Annotated in this window: 10 protein-coding genes; 9 read left to right on the forward strand and 1 reads right to left on the reverse strand. The window is 63.8% G+C overall.

Annotation, left to right across the window (positions count from 1 at the left end; genetic code table 11):
• The first annotated feature begins 52 nt into the window (after positions 1-52).
• From BN1118_RS11240 to BN1118_RS11275, 8 genes are all read left to right on the forward strand, one after another.
• Positions 53-502: a hypothetical protein gene (locus BN1118_RS11240; protein WP_043556124.1), complete on the forward strand. Its 450-nt coding sequence runs from the start codon at positions 53-55 to the stop codon at positions 500-502.
• Between the two features lie 4 nt (positions 503-506).
• Entirely contained in the window at positions 507-3500 is a 2994-nt protein-coding gene (locus tag BN1118_RS11245) for an NHL repeat-containing protein (protein ID WP_043556126.1), read from the forward strand.
• A complete protein-coding gene (locus BN1118_RS11250; RefSeq protein ID WP_043556127.1) occupies positions 3500-4324 on the forward strand; it encodes an FTR1 family iron permease in 825 nt (274 codons plus the stop codon). Before BN1118_RS11245 ends, BN1118_RS11250 begins: the two co-directional genes overlap by 1 nt.
• Positions 4325-4432: 108 nt before the next feature.
• Entirely contained in the window at positions 4433-5851 is a 1419-nt protein-coding gene (locus BN1118_RS11255; protein WP_043556128.1) for an FAD-dependent oxidoreductase, read from the forward strand.
• Between the two features lie 128 nt (positions 5852-5979).
• Positions 5980-6552: a hypothetical protein gene (locus BN1118_RS11260; RefSeq protein WP_043556129.1), complete on the forward strand. Its 573-nt coding sequence runs from the start codon at positions 5980-5982 to the stop codon at positions 6550-6552.
• A 200-nt stretch (positions 6553-6752) separates the two neighbouring features.
• Positions 6753-8024, forward strand: coding sequence for a hypothetical protein (locus BN1118_RS11265; RefSeq protein ID WP_043556190.1), 1272 nt, complete (start codon positions 6753-6755; stop codon positions 8022-8024).
• Positions 8025-8141: 117 nt separating this feature from the next.
• The gene (locus BN1118_RS11270; RefSeq protein ID WP_043556130.1) at positions 8142-9788 is read left to right on the forward strand and encodes a 6-pyruvoyl-tetrahydropterin synthase-related protein; all 1647 of its coding nucleotides are present in this window, start codon (positions 8142-8144) and stop codon (positions 9786-9788) included.
• A 146-nt stretch (positions 9789-9934) separates the two neighbouring features.
• Entirely contained in the window at positions 9935-11125 is a 1191-nt protein-coding gene (locus BN1118_RS11275) for a Bcr/CflA family multidrug efflux MFS transporter (protein ID WP_043556132.1), read from the forward strand.
• 110 nt (positions 11126-11235) lie between these two features.
• Here BN1118_RS11275 and BN1118_RS11280 read toward each other — a convergent pair whose 3' ends face one another.
• Positions 11236-11703 (reverse strand): DUF4357 domain-containing protein, encoded by a 468-nt coding sequence (locus tag BN1118_RS11280; RefSeq protein ID WP_043556133.1) that lies wholly within the window; start codon positions 11701-11703, stop codon positions 11236-11238.
• Positions 11704-11900: 197 nt separating this feature from the next.
• Between BN1118_RS11280 and BN1118_RS11285 the strand changes: the two genes are divergently transcribed.
• On the forward strand, positions 11901-12581 hold the full coding sequence (locus BN1118_RS11285; RefSeq protein WP_043556134.1) for an ABC transporter ATP-binding protein: 681 nt from the start codon (positions 11901-11903) through the stop codon (positions 12579-12581).
• Position 12582: the final 1 nt, after the last annotated feature.

Below are 12582 nucleotides of genomic sequence, written 5' to 3' on the forward strand. Positions count from 1 at the left end.
TGCATTGTAAACTTGCTCCCCCGGGCTGGACTGCCCGGGCGCTGGAGCACCTATGACAAGCCTTTCCCTCTCACCACGACACTGCTGGCAGTGGCTGGCCTATCACCATCAGGCCGCCGAGGGCTCCCTCTATCTGATGTTCTTCTCCGGCCTGCTGCTGTGGGAGCCGCTGACTCCGCTCTGGTCGCTGGCACGCTGGAATCTGTTTCTGCATGTGATGCTCTCGCTCACCCTGTTCCCCCTGCTGTTTGGCGCCTTCTGGCTCTCCCATCGCAGCCTGCTGAACAAGAGCCGCAAACCCTTCTTGCGCACCACGGGGCGCATCATCGAAGGTCTGCTGCTGGTTTGTCTTGGCAGCGGTTTGCTGCTGATCCTGCACGGCACCCCGGGCGACACCCTGGGCTCGCTGACCAGCTGGGCCCACTGGCTGAGCGCTCTAGCGTTGACTCCTCTGGTGCTGCGCCACGCCTGGCGCTGGACCATTCTGAAATGGCGTACCTGATCCCATGCTGAAGTTGCTGTTTTCCTACCTGCTCACCACAGCACTGCTGCTGGGTACCCATACTGCCGCCGCCCAGCAGATGAGCGCCGCCATGATCGCCTATGACGAGGGCGAGACCCATCGCCTCGTCACCGCCAACCTGAGCGCAGGATCTGTCACTCTGCTGGAACGAGACAACGGCAAGCGGCTCAAAGAGGCCCGCTTTGGCGGTGATCTGCGCCAGTTGGCCCGCGCAGACGACGGCGCCCTGCTGGTCACCGACTACAGCGGCGATCGGTTGCTACTGCTGGATGAGGATCTCGACCTTGCGAAGGTGATCCCCACCGGCCATCGTCCTTACGGAGTCATCTTCGATCCCAAGCGCCGCTGGTTCTGGGTCAGCCTGTTCGAGGCGGGTCGCCTGCAGGCCTATGACACAGCGGGCAAGCTGCAGCTGGATAGCGAAACGACCGAGACCCCGCGTGGGCTGGCGCTGACCGACGACGACCGCCTGCTGCTCACCCACGCCATGACCGGCCAGCTCGCCATCTATGATCTCGCCAAGCTTGGCCACAGCACCAAGGGTGCTACCCTGCCCAAGCCCAAACTCATCACCCTGACCGAGACCCACAGCGATACGCCGAGCGACTCTCAGGGCTTGCCGCGCCTGCTGGACGGCATCACTATCTCCCCCGATGGCAGCGAAGCCTGGCTGCCACATATGCTGTGGAGTTTCGACCACCCCTTCCAGTTTCAGAGCACCGTATTTCCGGCCGTCTCCATCATCGATTTGGATGAAGAGAAAGAGCGGGTAGATGAAAGAAAGCAGCTCTTTTTGCAGATCAACCTGCCGAGCGTCGGCAACCGCAGCCAGATCGTCTCCAACCCGTTCGCGGCGCGCTTCGCCGCCGACGGCAAGCGGGTCTACCTGACCCTGGCGGGCTCCGAGGATCTGCTGGTGTTCGATCTCTCCCGCAGTGGCAAGCAGAACAGCAATCGCCACCGCCGCAAAAAGTTTCAGGGGGGGGCCAAGGCGACCCAGTTGCTGCGCCATCTGCCGGGCCAGAATCCGCGGGATCTGCTGATCGATGGCGACCACCTACTGGTGCACAACGCCATGGGGCAGGATCTCACCCGTCTCAACACCGGCGGCAGCGGCCCCTTCGCCCGGGTCACCGTCGATCAGCCGCACTTCGCCAAACTGGTGGAGACGGATCCCCGCCCCGAGGCGCTCAAGCGCGGCGAGCGGCTATTTAACTTGGGCAACACAGCTTCCAACTCACGCTTCCCCATGGCGGGAGACAACTGGATGAGCTGCAACTCCTGCCATCTGGACGGCTTCAACTTCACCAACCGCTATCTGATGGCCGCCCATCGCCAGCAGAGCGGCAATAACGCCATCAATGGTCACGCCAACCTCGCCAACATGGTGGCGGGGGACTTTATCGGCGAATACCTGCGCATGACCCAGCAGACCCAGGGCGGCATGGGCCATGACACCCGTGATGGTGCCGAGGCGGTTGACCCCGCCAGGCCCCAGCCCGAGGTGAAGGCCATGATGGAAGACTTGCACGCCTTCATCACCGCCGATGGCAACCTCCCCTATCTCGCCAACTGGCTGCGGCTCGATGCCCCGCGCACGGATCCCGCCAAGGCGCCGACCACCCATCCCAAGGAGTGGCTCAACTCCGCCTCCTGCCAGAACTGCCACCAAGAGGCGTTTGCGGACTGGAGCGAGAGCAACCACAGGCTGATGGGCAACTCCCACCCCTACTACAAGGTGGTGCAGGCGCTGGCCCGCCAGACCGAAGGCGAGGCGTTCGGCCAGTGGTGCCAGGGCTGCCACATGCCCCAGCAGGTGATGAACGGCCAGCAGGATATGCCCAAGGGCTCCCACATGTTCGAGCAGGGCGGTGCCTCGCTCATTGCCGCTCATCAGAAAGGCGAGCCCGTGGTAGAGGAAGGCACAAGCTGCGTGCTCTGTCATCGCATCACCCGGCTCGAAGACGCCGGCGGCAACAGCGCCTTTACGGTGAACCTGAAAGACCGCGAGAGCTATGTGTTCGAGGATGCCCAGGGCGGCAGCCTCAAGCACTGGCTGGCCGAGCGGCAGATCAACGCCCGCCCCGCCATGCACAAGGCCTCCTACCAGAAGGATTTCTACCGCGATGCGGCCCTGTGCAAGTCCTGCCACAACGAGTTTGCCCCGGGCACAGGCGCCAATATCGTCAACACCTGGGATGAGTGGGAGAACTCCAGCTTCGCCAAGGCGGAGGATCCCGCCAAGCGGCGCAGCTGCATCGACTGCCACATGAACCCGGAGCCGGGCAATGGCGGCGCACCTGTGGCCGGCCAGTCCACCGAAAACGGCACAGTGAAAGAACGCCTCTATCGCCACAACTTCACCGGCGCCCAGCACCAGCTGGTGGGGCTGCGCAACCCTGAACTCGAGCAGGAGAGCCTGGCGCTGTTGCGATCAAGCGCCACCCTCTCAGCCCGCATCGAAGGGGCTGCCGATCGCCGCCAACTGGTGGTGCGGGTTGCCAATACCGGCGCGGGCCACGCCCTGCCCACCGGGGTCGCCGATTTTCGCGAGCTCTGGCTGGAGCTGACCGTCACCGACGCCAGCGGCAAGCGGGTGCTCCAAAGCGGCCAGCCGGTGGCTGGCGCCGTGCCCGAGGACGCGCGGCTGTTCAGAAAGGTGTTCGGCGATGCCGACGGCAAGCCGGTGGGGCTCAAGTTCTGGCGTTACGCCAAGCTGCTGGCAGATACCCGCATCCCGGCCGATGGCTGGCGCGATGAAGCCTGGCCTCTGCCGGCGGATGCCCGTGGGCCCTTCCAGGCCGATATCAAACTCAATTTCCGCACCTACCCCAAGTGGGTCAATGATGCGGTGCGCGCCGCCGAGCCGAGCCTCCCGGAGCCACCCATAGTGCTGCTCACTCGGCTACAACTCAACCGGTTGCAACTCACCTTGCAACCCACCTCCCCTACGCCTGACACGGAGCCTGAATCCTGATGTTTGCAAGTTTTCTCATTACTCTGCGCGAGGGGCTGGAAGCCTTTCTGCTGGTGGGCATCTGCCTCTCCTACCTCGCCAAGCTGGGGGCGAGCCGTTACAACAAGTTCATCTATCTGGGGGTGGGGCTTGGCCTTATCGCTTCTCTTGTCGTCGCCTTCCTGTTCCAGGTGGTGGTGAGCCAGTTCGAGAGCGAGCGTTACAACCACCTGCTGATGGCGGGGATCCTGATCTTCGCCACTCTGGTGCTCACCTACATGGCGGTCTGGATGCAGAAGCAGGCCAAGTCCCAGGTCGGCGCCATGACGGCGCGCATCGATGCGGCCATCGATGGCGGCAACCTGTTTGGTCTGGTGCTGCTCGCCTTCCTCGCCGTGATGCGCGAGGGCTTTGAAACCGTGCTCTTCTTCTCGGCCCTGGTCTACTCAGGGCAAGGGGTGGATCTGCACGAGGGGCTGATGGGGGCGCTGGGCGGACTGCTGATCTCTGTGGTGCTGGTGTGGGGGCTGCTGCGCTCCACCCGCAAGGTGGCGCTGGCACCTTTCTTCCGCTGGACCGGCCTGCTCATCATCATCATCGCCGCAGGCCTGCTGTCGTCCGCCGTCAACATGTTGCAGGCGGCGGGGGTCATCACCCTCTGGACGACGCCGGTATTCAACATCAGTCACATTCTCGACGATCAGGGGGTATTCGGTACCTTCCTGCGCGCCCTGTTTGGCTACAATGCCTCACCGGCCGGCTTGCAATTGTTGACCTGGGTCAGCTACCTGGTGATCTTCGTCACCATCTGGCATCGCAACTATCGCCCCAAAGTCCAGGGGTAAGCCCGCCTCTTTGCGAGATATGAATACGGCAAGGCGGCTCACGGGGTGGGCCGCTTTTTTCACCCTCTTCCCCTTTTCTCTTCAGCCAGATTTTTCGGATACACAGTCATGAGCGACAGCAAGAAGATTGCAGTACTAGGCGCAGGCCCTGCCGGTTTGATGGCCGCCTGGCGTCTTTGCCAGGCCGGTTTTGCGGTCACCCTGTTCGAGCAGGAGCCAGTGGTGGGCGGCATGTGCGCCACCCAGACCTTTGCCGGCAAGGATGGCGACTATCGCTTCGATTACGGCGGTCACCGCTTCATCACCAAAAACCCCGAGCTGCTCGGCTTTATCGACGAGCTGATGGGAGACGATCTGCTCCACGCCGATCGCAAGAGCGTGATCCGCTTTGGCGGGCGCACCTATGACTACCCCTTGAACCTCACCAATCTGATCAAGACAGCCCCCCTGCCGCTGATGGCTGGCGCGGTGAAAGACTTGCTGCTGTTGCCCTTTGCCAAGAAGCCGGACGACTTTGACAAGGCGAGCTTTGCCGAGTGGATCCAGAGCCACTTCGGCCGCACCCTCTATCGCCAGTTCTTCGAGGGCTACACCGGCAAGCTGTGGGGCATCAACCCTGACCGGCTCTCCGCCGACTGGGCCGGTCAGCGCATCAGCCTCATCGATCTCAAAGACGTGGCGCGCCGCCTGCTGCCAAGGCGCAAGGGCAACCTCTCGGTGCGTACCTATGCCCGCAAGTATCGCTATCCAAAGTATGGTTTCGGCCAGATCTTCGCCACCCTGGGTGAGCGGCTGGTGGCCGATGGCGTCGAGCTCAAAACCGGCGCCACCATCACTCGCCTTGAGGAGATCGATGGCCGGATCGAACGGGTTTATTGGCAACAGGAGGGTGTTGAGCAAAGCGAATCCTTTGATCAGGTGATCTCCACCCTGCCGCTGCCGCTCACCTGTCAGCATCTGGGCTTGCCATGCGATCTCCACTACCGATCCTTGCGCTTCGTCAACATGCCGCTCAATCAGGAGAACCTGTCGGACAACACCTGGCAGTACCTCTCGGACCCCCATATCCTGGCCACCCGCTTGCAGGAGCCGCGCCGGCGCAGCCCCTTTATGGCGCCGGTGGGCAAAACATCCGTGATGCTGGAGATCCCCTGCAATCCGGGAGACGCCACCTGGCAGGCACCGCTGGCCGAGCTGCGCAGTCGGGTCACCGCCGATCTCGCCAGCCTCGACGTGGATACCGCCAAGCTGGGGGACGAGACCTTCGAGGCGCGCAGCGAGTACGCCTATCCGCTGATGGATCTCGGCTATCAGGCCCGTCGCAACGCCGCCATCCAGGCGCTGATGCCGATTAGCAATCTCATCATGACCGGCCGCCAGGGGACGTTTCGCTACATCTTCACCGACACCGCCATGGAGATGGGCATGATGGCCGCCGACATGGTGATCGACGGGGTGGACAGACGCCACGCCATCTTCAATCATCGCAACGAAAATACGGTGATCGAGACCCAGAGCGTGGCGTGAGGATGGTGACAGGTGTTCAACAGGCAAACCGACGCCGCAACACCTTCAATCATCGCAACGAAAACACCGTGATTGAGACCCAGAGCGTGGCCTGAGGGCCGTGCCGTAAGCACAACAAGGAGAACAGGATGATCATACGCCCGGGTTTACTCGCCCTCGCCCTGCTGACGGGCCCGCTGCTGACCGGCATGGGACAAGCCCAGGCTTACTCCTACGCCGCCGCTGGCAAGGAGCCGCTGATCGATGCGCGCGAGGCGCTGCTCGGCGCCGCCACTGACGGCAAGGATGCCAGCGCCACCTTGAGCGACATCGCCGAGGAGCTGACCTATCTGGAACAGCACCACAAGGTGGACCTGCAAGCGCCGCTGGCCGCCGCCATCAAGACCAAGGATGCGGCCGCCACTGCCGCCCTGCTCAACCGCGCCTACAAGGCCGAGATCGAGCGCCGCCTAGAGGGGGCCAGTCAGAACCTTGGCGACTACCAGACCGCCAAGGTGCTGGTGGTCAAGAGCAAGCGCTTCCTGGACTTGATCCTCCCCTCCCTCAGCGAAGGAGATCGCAAGGCCGCCGAGCAGGCGCTGGCCAGGGTGCTCGATGCCATCGGCAACCCTGGCGTCTTCGGGGTGGGTGCCAAGCCTGCCGATGCCACCGCCTTTGCCGAGGCCGAAAAAGCGCTGATGACCGTGTTGGCGCCGCTCTGATGACCCTCTGCCAATCATTGCGCCACCTCGCTGTGACAAACGGTGGGTTTCGCTGTGCTCTACCCACCCTACGCACAGCCTGCCGATAAATGCACCCGGACGTCGGTTTTCCCCCTTCTCCCCCATCGGGAGAAGGGTTGGGGATGAGGGGGAAGGCAAGGTCTCGGCGCTGGACTTCCCCTGACTCATCCCCCCTCTGGCTGCTTGCTCTGCTGCAATTGGCCTGGCTTGGCTGGCTGCTGGCCTTCCCGGTGGCGCTCGATTCCGACGATGCCCTGAACTTTGCCCACGGGGTGACGCGCTTCAGCGTGCTGGAGTTCTCCCCCCACTTTCCTGGCTACCCCGCCTTTATCTGGCTGGCGCGGCTTGTCAATCTTTTGGTAGACGAGCCGGCCCGCGCGGTGCAGTGGGCAAGCTTGATGGGTACAGGGCTGCTGGCACCACTGGCTGCGCTGCTTGCGGTCAGGTTGTGGCAGCGGCCAAGCCTGCTGACGCCAGTCTGGCTGCTGATATTGGCCCTGCCGCTCACCCCGACCCTGGCGCTCTCCGGCCTCTCGGACGGGCCTGCGCTGGCGGCATGGCTCGGGGCTCTCTTGGCCTTGCAGCATCGCAAGATAACGCTGGCCGGCCTGCTGGTAGGGCTGCTGCTGGCGCTGCGCCCCTCCTATTTCGTGCTGGCATTGCTGCCGCTTTGGCTCGGGATGCAACACAAGGGGGAACGACTCAGATTTATACTCCCCATTGCGCTGGTAGGATTTTCCAGCCTGCTGTTTGTCTGGCAGGCCGATGGCCTGGCCTATTTCAGCGAAGGGCGGCGCTTTACCGACGGCCACTTTACCCTCTGGGGCAACACGGCGGCGGCCCACGGCGACCAGCTTTTGAGCTGGGCCCGCACCTTCAATGATCAACTGACCCCGCTTTGGCCCTTGGCAATCGGACTGTTGCTGATACCGCTCTGGCCTGCGGTTCGGTGCAAGGCCGCACCTGCCAAGCAGGTCTGGTATCTCGGCTGGCTGGTCCTGCTGCTCTGGACCCTGTTTGGCCAGAACCCGGACAATCCTCGCCATCTGGCGCCCCTCATCCTGCTAGGCCTTGTGCTGCTGGCGGGCATGCTGCCGCACCGGGGCGAGCTGCCGGCCGTGCTGGGGGCCCTGGCGCTGCTGATGACCACACTCACCCCGCCCCAGCCGCCCGCCATGGTCAAGGCGGCCAGACTGGCCGAGCGAGCGTGCCCGGCGCTGGTGACCCAGTGGGGGGTGAGGCTGCTGCGAGAGACCACGGCCCTGCCCGTCACCGACGGCTGGTACCAGGGGGATGCCCGCCTCGCACTGGCGCAAGGGGCTTGCCGCCTCAGCCGACGGCCCATCCTGGCTGGCGATCTGCCCGCACCAAACCGGCAGATCTGGTTTGCCCCCCGCTTTCACGCCGAACCGGGCCTCTGGCTCGGGATACAAGAGCCTGTCGCCCCCTAGCCGCCCTCTGGCTCGAGCTACAGGTACCCGTCGCCCTCTAGTCAGCCACTCGACTCACCTGCCAGGCGGCCAGCGTCGACTACACTCACTTCGCATCCGTGACAAGTGAGTCTGTCTATGAAGAAGCCAGGCGAATGGTATCTCATCCCTCTGACGCTGGTGCTGGCCTGCGGGGTCTTGCTGCTGCCGCTCTGGCTGCGGGGGGGCAGCCAGGGGCATGATCTGTTTCATCATCTGCTTTCCGGCCACTATTTTGCGCTGCAACTATGGCAGGGGGAGCTCTACCCGCGCTGGCTGATGGCCATGAACGGCGGCTTTGGCAGCCCCACCTTCTTCTTTTATCCCCCCTTGCCCTACTACGTCAGTGCTCTGTTCGCCGGCCCCCAGCCGCTCGCCCATCAGGCCATCTATCCCCTGCTCTGGAGCGCCAGCCTGGCGCTGCTGCTGTCCGGTCTCTTCGCCTACCTCTGGCTGCGCCGCTTTAGCGCCCCCGGTCGCGCCCTGGCCGCCAGCCTGCTCTACCTCGCCTTGCCTTATCATCTGGCCCTGGATCTCTATGCCCGCTTCGCCCTGGCGGAATTCTGGGCCTTCGTCTGGGCTCCTTTGGTACTGCTGGGGCAGGATCTCGCCGGCCAGCGCCGGCGAGGCGGCTTCCTCCTGCTGGCACTGGCGCTGGCCTTGCTGGCATTCACCCATCTGCCCAGCCTGCTATTGATGCTGGCGCTGATCACGCTGCGGGCGCTGCTGCAAACCTGGCGCTCACGCACGTCGTTTCCGCTTCGGATCACCCTGGCCGCACAAGTGCTGGGGCTGGCCATGGCCGCGGCCCTGCTGCTACCCGCCCTGCTGGATCAGGGGGCCATCTCCATGGAGCTGATGCGTGGCGGCATGTTCGACTTCAGGCGCAACTTTCTCGACCGCTTGCCCTCGGGCTGGGGCGACTGGCGCTTTCGCGGCCATCTGGCCTGGCAAAGCCTGCTGACCATGGGGTTGCTGCTGCTCGCCTGGGCAGCGGCCCGTGAGCCACGCCACCCCGAGCTCCTGTGCTGGGGGGTGTTGGGGGTGGGTGCCTTCCTGATGATGCTGCCCCTCAGCCAGCCAATCTGGCACCTGCTGCCACCGCTGCAGCGGCTGCAATTTCCCTGGCGGTGCAATCTGATCCTCACCCTGGCCACGGTGGCGGTGGTCGCCCTGGGAACCCCGGTCAAGCGGCCATGGCAAGGGATCTGGTGGAGCCTGCTGCTGATCACCCTGCTCTCCAGCCTCGCCTATGTCTATTACGCCCCCCTCACCCAGGCACCGCTCAAGACGGTGATCGATGCCGAGTTCGACAGCAAGCGCAGTGCCCGGGAATACCGCCCCATTCAGGTGCCCAGTGGCCGGTTCACCCCGACTCTGCTCGCCTGGAAGGAGGAGTTTCAACCCCCGGTCACCACTGAGCAGCAAGGCGCCGAGTGGACGCTGGTACGCTGGCAACCCAGATGGCTGGAACTGACGGTGAGGACACAGAGGCCCACCAGACTCACCTTGCACCAATATGACTACCCGGGCTGGCAGGCCAGGCTGGATGACTCGCTGACGCTGGCGGTCAGCGCAAACCGGCAGGGGCTGCTGCAAGTCTGGGTGCCTGCCGGCCAGCACAGGCTCAGCCTGAGGCTGACTGCCCGCTGGCCAGAACTGTGGGGAGGCGGGATTTCCCTGCTGGGCTGGCTCTGCTGGCTACTGCTCGCCTATCGAGGCTGTCAGGCCCCGAAACGGCAGTGATCCGGCAGCCCGGACCGCAATTCGCCGCCTGGCAACACAGCCAGAGCGTGACGGGGACGGCATAGCCCTGCCCAAACCAGCCAAAACTGATAGACTGACTACTTGTTACTTTTTTTCACGCGAACTTGCTCACGATCGGACATCCTATGCCCCAACCCGCAGCCCTCTCTCCCCGTTTTCTGTTTATCCTGCTCGGCGCCCTGGCGGGCCTGACACCGCTGGCGGTGGACATGTACCTGCCCGCCATTCCGGCCATCGCCCGGGATCTCGCCACCAGCATAGACGGTGCCCAGCTCACCATCAGCGCCTTCCTCGGCGGCTTCGCCATCGGCCAGCTGTTCTACGGGCCGCTCGCCGACAGCTATGGCCGCAAGCCGGTGATCCTGGCGGGGCTGGTGATGTTTGCCATCGCCTCGGTGGGCTGCGCCATGGCGGACTCCCTGCCCGAATTGCTGGCCTGGCGCATGCTGCAGGCGGCGGGCGGTGCGGCCGGCTCAGTGGTGGTCAATGCCCTGCTGCGCGACCTGTTCGAGAAGGATGCGTTTTCGCGGGCCATGTCGTTCGTCATCCTGGTGATGACGCTGGCCCCCCTGGTTGCCCCCGTAATAGGCGGTTATATCAGCGCCCACAGCGACTGGCGGGTGATCTTCTGGCTGCTGGTGGGCATCAGCCTGCTCATCTGCGTGGTGATGCAGTGGAAAATTCAGGAGACCCTGAAGCCTGAACACAGGCAGCCACTCAGGCTGGGGCAGGTGCTGCGCAACTACTGGGGCGTGCTCTCCCATCGCGGCGCCATGGGTTATGTGCTGTGCGGCGCCCTGTCGAGCTCGGGCATGTTCGCCTTTATCAGCGCCTCGCCCTACGTCTACATCGAGTATTTCAAGGTGCCGACCGAGCACTACGGCTGGCTGTTCGGCCTCAATATCCTGCTGATGATGGTGGTCACCTTCGTCAACAGCCGGCTGGTGAAAGGAGTGGGCGCCGAGCGCATGTTGCAATACGGTCTGCTGATGCTGCCCTGTGCCGGTGCCCTGCTCATCTACAACGCCTGGAGCCAAACCGGGGGCCTGTGGGGCATCGTCATCCCTGTGGTGCTGTTCGTCGGTCACATCAGCCTGGTGGGGGCCAACGCCATGACGGGCCTGATGGGTCACTTCCCCCAGTCGGCAGGCACCGCCTCGGCCCTGGCCGGCACATTGCGCTTTGGCATAGGTGCCCTGGTGGGCATTCTGGTCAACCTCAATCCGCCCGAATCGCCGCTGCCCATGGCCATCGCCATCGCCGGCTGCGGCTTTGGTTCGGCCATCAGCTACTGGCTGCTGACCGGCAAGAAATAAGCGCCTGACGAAAAACGCCGCCCTCCTTGATCACCAAAGAGGGCGGCGTTTTCATGTCCGTTGTGCAGTCCCCGCAAGCGACAGGGAGGCGCAGCTGGCGTGCCGGGGAATTACTTCTTGCCGAAACCCGACTGCTTGAGGGTGTAGCCGGCGCTGTTTTGCCAGGCATCCAGGCCGCTGCGGTTGTTGCCCGCCACCAGACTGGCGGCCAGGCTCGGGCTGTTGAACAGCTGATCGGCGGTGAACACAACCCCTCCTTCACTGCGAGGGGCCAGGATCCCCTTGCCCAGCAGCTCCTGACGCAGTTCGATCACGGCTTCACGCAGGGAGGCGGCATCCTCGCCATTGGCGGTGGAGCCCGCCAACACCATGAAGCCCGGATTTTGCCGCTTGCCCACCGGATAACCGTGGGCCTCGGCGCCCTTGCCGTTGAAGTGGTACAGCTCGCGCTCCCCCGGCTTGTTGTCGGAGAGCGCCTTTTGCAGGGTCATCAGCTCGTTATAAATCTCGATGGGGACGACGGCAGCCTGCTTGTTGCCCTTGCTATCGATGATAAAACTGACTTGCTTGTGTAACATCCTTGCTCATCCTGTGACCCATGGAAGCCCCTATTCTAACCACCTCTGGCAAGCGGGATCCAGCGAGGATCCTCACCTCTTTTGCAGGCTTGATCACTAACTGGCCCTCTTGATCCGTCGCGAGGCGTGTTGATCATTCCCGCCCGTGGTAGCCTAGATGGCATGATGAAAGCCATTGACCATCAAGCGGTTATCCCATGCTGACCCTGCGCAACCTCTGCAAGAGCTTCGATAACGGCAGCGAACGCCTGCCGCTGTTCCATCACCTAGATCTCACCCTGGCCGCTGGCGAGATCACCCTGCTGCTGGGGCAGAGCGGCTGTGGCAAGTCGACCCTGCTCAACCTGATCGCTGGCCTCATACCCCCGGATGAGGGGGAGATCTGGCTGGGACAGACCCGGCTCGACAACCAGTCCCCGGACGATCGGGCCCGCCTGCGCGGCCGGCATTTTGGCATCGTCTATCAGGATTTCAATCTGTTGCCGACCCTGAACGTGGAGGAGAACCTCTGCCTGCCGCTTGCCATCAACGGCCTGCCCCGCCATGAGACAACCCTTGACGCCCTGCTCACCCGGCTCGATCTCGTCCACAAGCGCCACGCCTGGCCGGAGCAGCTCTCCGGCGGCCAGCGCCAGCGGGTGGCCCTGGCCCGCGCCCTCATTCACCAGCCCAAGTGGCTGCTGGCCGATGAGCCCACCGGCAGTCTCGATGAGCACAACGCCGAGCAGGTGATGGCGCTGATGATGGAGGCGGTGCGCGAAACCGGCGCCGGGCTCTTGCTGGTGAGCCACAACCCCGCCTATGGCGCCCTGGCCGATAGAGTGCTGCGCCTCGAAGGAGGCCAGCTTGTCGAGCTCAAGGGCGCGCGCCATGAGTGAC

Origin of the sequence: Aeromonas bestiarum (assembly GCF_000819745.1) — a bacterium.
Lineage (GTDB): Bacteria > Pseudomonadota > Gammaproteobacteria > Enterobacterales > Aeromonadaceae > Aeromonas > Aeromonas bestiarum.

Coding starts and splice junctions, on each gene's coding strand:
- BN1118_RS11240 (WP_043556124.1), top strand. CDS start 53: ATGACAAGCCTTTCCCTCTCACCACGACACTGCTGGCAGTGGCTGGCC.
- BN1118_RS11255 (WP_043556128.1), top strand. CDS start 4,433: ATGAGCGACAGCAAGAAGATTGCAGTACTAGGCGCAGGCCCTGCCGGT.
- BN1118_RS11245 (WP_043556126.1), top strand. CDS start 507: ATGCTGAAGTTGCTGTTTTCCTACCTGCTCACCACAGCACTGCTGCTG.
- BN1118_RS11260 (WP_043556129.1), top strand. CDS start 5,980: ATGATCATACGCCCGGGTTTACTCGCCCTCGCCCTGCTGACGGGCCCG.
- BN1118_RS11280 (WP_043556133.1), bottom strand. CDS start 11,703: ATGTTACACAAGCAAGTCAGTTTTATCATCGATAGCAAGGGCAACAAG.
- BN1118_RS11250 (WP_043556127.1), top strand. CDS start 3,500: ATGTTTGCAAGTTTTCTCATTACTCTGCGCGAGGGGCTGGAAGCCTTT.
- BN1118_RS11285 (WP_043556134.1), top strand. CDS start 11,901: ATGCTGACCCTGCGCAACCTCTGCAAGAGCTTCGATAACGGCAGCGAA.
- BN1118_RS11270 (WP_043556130.1), top strand. CDS start 8,142: ATGAAGAAGCCAGGCGAATGGTATCTCATCCCTCTGACGCTGGTGCTG.
- BN1118_RS11275 (WP_043556132.1), top strand. CDS start 9,935: ATGCCCCAACCCGCAGCCCTCTCTCCCCGTTTTCTGTTTATCCTGCTC.